5 protein-coding genes are annotated in these 3,923 nt (G+C 70.7%); 2 read left to right on the top strand and 3 right to left on the bottom strand.

The genetic code is table 11. From position 1 onward, the window contains the following. On the bottom strand, window positions 1-528 hold a 528-nt coding region (locus tag P409_RS28745; RefSeq protein WP_034846497.1), incomplete at its 3' end, for an ATP-binding cassette domain-containing protein. Window positions 529-695: 167 nt separating this feature from the next. On the opposite strand from P409_RS28745, the gene P409_RS28740 reads away from it, so the two are divergent. Together P409_RS28740 and P409_RS28735 are read left to right on the top strand one after the other, a co-directional pair. Next, window positions 696-1,049, top strand: coding sequence for an MmcQ/YjbR family DNA-binding protein (locus tag P409_RS28740; RefSeq protein ID WP_034846495.1), 354 nt, complete (start codon window positions 696-698; stop codon window positions 1,047-1,049). 32 nt (window positions 1,050-1,081) lie between these two features. Beyond that, a complete protein-coding gene (locus tag P409_RS28735) occupies window positions 1,082-2,182 on the top strand; it encodes a DmpA family aminopeptidase (protein WP_052121519.1) in 1,101 nt (366 codons plus the stop codon). A 17-nt stretch (window positions 2,183-2,199) separates the two neighbouring features. Here the strand turns inward: P409_RS28735 and P409_RS28730 are convergent, their stop codons facing one another. Together P409_RS28730 and P409_RS28725 are read right to left on the bottom strand one after the other, a co-directional pair. Next, window positions 2,200-3,318 (bottom strand): site-specific DNA-methyltransferase, encoded by a 1,119-nt coding sequence (locus tag P409_RS28730; RefSeq protein ID WP_052121518.1) that lies wholly within the window; start codon window positions 3,316-3,318, stop codon window positions 2,200-2,202. Window positions 3,319-3,365: 47 nt separating this feature from the next. Beyond that, window positions 3,366-3,923 (bottom strand): ribonuclease HII (locus P409_RS28725; RefSeq protein ID WP_034846493.1); only part of this gene is annotated, 558 nt, incomplete at its 5' end.

Below are 3,923 nucleotides of genomic sequence, written 5' to 3'. Positions count from 1 at the left end.
GGCGCGGCCATCGGCGTCGAGATTGTTGGTCGGTTCGTCCAGCACCAGCATGTCCGGCGGATCGACCAGCAGCCCGGCCAGGACCAGGCGCGTGGCCTCGCCGCCGCTCAGCGTGCCGAGCGGCCGGCGCAGGTCGAGATCGGCGGGCAGGCCCATCCTGGGCAGCGCCGCGGCCGCCCGCTCCTCCACCGTCCAGTCGGCGGCGGCGAGATCCTCTTCGCCCCCCTCCCCCGCCAGCAGCCGGTCGAGCCTGGCCAGGGCCGGGGCGATGCCGAGCGCGTCGGCGGCGGTCATGCCGGGCACGATCCGGACGGCCTGGGGCAATAGCCCGATGCGGCCCCGGCGCAGGATCCGGCCGGATTGCGGCGGGACCTCGCCCAGCAACAGGCCTAGCAGCGTCGACTTGCCGACGCCGTTGCGGCCGACGAGGCCCGTCCGCTCCGCCCCGAAGGCGAGCGTCAGGTCCTCGAAGAGCAGGCGATGGTCAGGGGTGTGGTGGGACAGCGACTCGGCGGCAAGGAGAGGCATGAGGACTCGACGGGTTCAGCGTGACGGGGCGGGTGAAATTCCGGTCCGTCCTGCTTTCCATCGGGTCTCTCCTTGGCTGTGAGGCCGGCAGCATAACCACAAACATTCCCGAGGCAAACCCGGGCGCAGGCGCGCATCCTTCCCACGGGGAGAGAAGGAGGCCCGAGATGGCGGATGAGGAGACGGTCCGGCGGGCCGCGCTGGCCCTGCCCGAGGTGACGGAGGAGGCGCATTGGGAGCGGCCGTCCTTCCGGGTCGGCGGCAAGATCTTCGCCGTGCTGCGCCCGGCGGAACGGCGGGCGGTGCTGAAGCTGCCGCACGACCACCAGGAAATGCTGTTCGCCGCCCGCCCGGAGGCTTTCGCCCCGGCACGCTGGGGTCGGCTGGTCTGGACCTTCGTCGCCCTGCCCGAGGTCGATGACGAGCAGGTCGAGTCGCTGGTGGCCGAGGCGTGGCGCGAGGTGGCGCCGAAGCGGCTGGTGCGGCGGCGGGGCATGGACAGTCCGGCCCTGCCGCGCTAGCCCGGACGGATGACGCAGCGGAGGAGCCCACCATGACCAAGCCACGGGCCCGCGACCTGGGCATTCCCTTCGACGGCGAGCCCGGGCCGCTCAACGCCATCACCGACATCGCCGGGATCGAGGTCGGCGCCGCCACCATCATCTCCGGCGACGGCAGGATGGAGGTCGGACGGGGGCCGGCGCGCACCGGCGTCACCGCCATCCTGCCGCGCGGCCGCGTCTTCGACCCGGTCTTCGCCGGCACTGCCGTGCTGAACGGCAATGGGGAGATGACCGGGACGATCTGGGTCGAGGAATCCGGCTTCCTCGAAGGGCCGGTGATGATCACCAACAGCCACAGCGTCGGCACGGTGCGCGACGCCGTGATCGGCTGGCAGGCCCGCCACGGCCTGGTGGCGCCGCTGTCGCACGACCTCTACTGGTGCCTGCCGCTGGTGGCCGAGACCTGGGACGGCATCCTGAACGACATCAACGGCTTCCACGTCACGGCACGGCATGCGGTCGAAGCGCTGGACGGGGCCCGGCCGGGCCCGGTGGCGGAGGGCAATGTCGGCGGCGGCACCGGCATGTCGCTGTTCGGCTTCAAGGGCGGCACGGGCACGGCCTCGCGCCGCCTGTCACCCGAAGAGGGCGGCCACACCGTCGGCGTGCTGGTGCAGGGCAATTTCGGGCGCCGCAGGAACCTGATGATCGCCGGCGTGCCGGTCGGGCGCGAGATCCCGGACCTGCTGCCCGACCTGGCCTGGGACCGCGACGCCGGCTCGATCATCGTCGTCATCGCCACCGACGCGCCGCTGCTGCCGCACCAGTTGAAGCGCCTGGCCCGGCGGGCGCCCATCGGCATCGCCCGCACCGGCGGCTATGGCGCCAATGGCAGCGGCGACATCTTCATCGCGTTCTCCACCGCCAATCCCGGCGTCTTCAGCCGCAAGGACAGCCGGCTGGTGCAGGTGCTGCCGAACGATGCCATGGACGGGCTGATCGAGGCCGCGGCCCAGGCGACCGAGGAGGCGATCGTCAACGCCATGGTCGCGGCCGAGACCATGACCGGCCGCGACGGCAACACGCTGCATGCGATTCCGCATGACCGGCTGCGGGAGATTCTCAGGAAATACAACCGATTGGCGGGATGATCTGAGGCGATGGCGCCTCAGTGCACCGCCATCTCGGCCCGGATCTTCTGGCGCAGCAGGTCGATCGGGGCCAGCCGGTCGCGCTGCGCCTCGAAGTGCCAGAAGGTCCAGCCGTTGCAGGACGGCGCGCCCTGCAGCGCCGCGCCGACCCGGTGGATCGATCCGGCATGATCGCCTTCGCTGTTGCTGGCGATCAGCGTGCCGTCGGCCCGCACCTTGGCGACGTAGCGGCGCTGGGTGTCGAACAGCCGGTCGCCCGGCCGCAGCATGCCGCGCTCCACCACCCAGCCGAAGGGCACGCGCGGCGCCTGGCGCTTCGACAGGGTGTCGAGCATGCTCGGATCGGCCGGCGATTCGATCGCGGCGATGCGCTGGGCGGCGACGCGGGCATAGATCTCCTCGCGCTCGACGCCAATGAATTTGCGGCCCAGCCGCTTGGCCACCGCCCCGGTGGTGCCGCTGCCGAAGAACGGGTCGAGGATGGTCTCCCCCGCCCGGGTCGAGGACAAGAGGACGCGCCACAGCAGCGCCTCGGGCTTCTGCGTCGGATGCGCCTTGCGGCCGTCGATCTTCAGCCGCTCGCCGCCGCTGCAGATCGGCAGCGTCCAGTCGCTGCGCATCTGCAGTTCCTCGTTCAGCGCCTTCATCGCGTCGTAGTTGAAGGTGTAGCGGCTGTCGGGCGACTTGGCGGCCCAGATCAGCGTCTCATGCGCGTTGGTGAAGCGGGTGCCGCGGAAGTTCGGCATCGGGTTCGACTTGCGCCAGACGATGTCGTTCAGGATCCAGAAGCCGAGATCCTGCAGGATGGCGCCGACCCGGAAGATGTTGTGGTAGGTGCCGATCACCCACAGCGTGCCGTCGTCCTTCAACGCGTGGCGCGCCGCCGCCAGCCAGTCCCGCGTGAACCGGTCATAGGTGGCGAGGTCGCTGAACTTGTCCCATTCCGCATCGACGCCGTCGACCCGGCTCTCGTCCGGCCGGCGCAGCTCTCCCCCCAACTGCAAGTTGTAGGGCGGATCGGCGAACACGCAATCGACCGAGCCGGCGGGCAGCGACCGCATGGCCGAGATGCAGTCGCCGAGGACGATCCGGCAGCCCGGCGGCAGGCGCTCGGTGAGGATGGGTGATTCGCTCATAGGGCGACGATGAGTCGCGAAGGACTCGGCGTCAATACCCCTTCGAATCAGCCGGTTATGGCGAGTCGCTGAAACACCGGGGCGAAGGACCGGCGGTGATGCTCGCAGACCCCGATCCGGTCGAGCGCGGCGATATGCTCGGGCGTGCCATAGCCGGCGTTGCGTTCCCACCCATAGCCGGGATGGAGGGTGGAGAGACGCAACATCTCGTGGTCGCGCACAACTTTTGCGAGGATCGAGGCGGCTGCGATCGACAGCGACAGGGCGTCGCCGCCGACTACCGCGCGGCCGTCGCAGGACAGCCCGTCGGGCACCTTGTTGCCGTCGATCAGGGCGATGTCCGGACGCTCCGGCAGGGCGTCCAGCGCCCGTCGCATCGCCAGCATGCTGGCCTGGAGAATGTTGATTCGGTCGATCTCCTCGACCGTCGCCCAGCCGACGCCCACCTGCGCCACCGCCCGGATGCGCGGCACCAGCGCCTCGCGCCGCTGCGCCGTCAGCACCTTGCTGTCATCGATCAGGGAGGCGAGATCGGGGTCGAGCGACCGGGTCAGCACCACGGCGGCGGCCAGCACCGGGCCGGCCAGCGGGCCGCGGCCCACCTC

Origin of the sequence: Inquilinus limosus MP06 (assembly GCF_000767795.1) — a bacterium.
GTDB lineage: Bacteria > Pseudomonadota > Alphaproteobacteria > DSM-16000 > Inquilinaceae > Inquilinus > Inquilinus limosus_E.
This window is presented reverse-complemented; position numbering and strand designations above follow the sequence as displayed.

Excerpts from the sequence above, each read along its gene's own strand:
- P409_RS28740 (WP_034846495.1), top strand. The coding sequence starts at position 696 with ATGGCGGATGAGGAGACGGTCCGGCGGGCCGCGCTGGCCCTGCCCGAG.
- P409_RS28735 (WP_052121519.1), top strand. The coding sequence starts at position 1,082 with ATGACCAAGCCACGGGCCCGCGACCTGGGCATTCCCTTCGACGGCGAG.
- P409_RS28730 (WP_052121518.1), bottom strand. The coding sequence starts at position 3,318 with ATGAGCGAATCACCCATCCTCACCGAGCGCCTGCCGCCGGGCTGCCGG.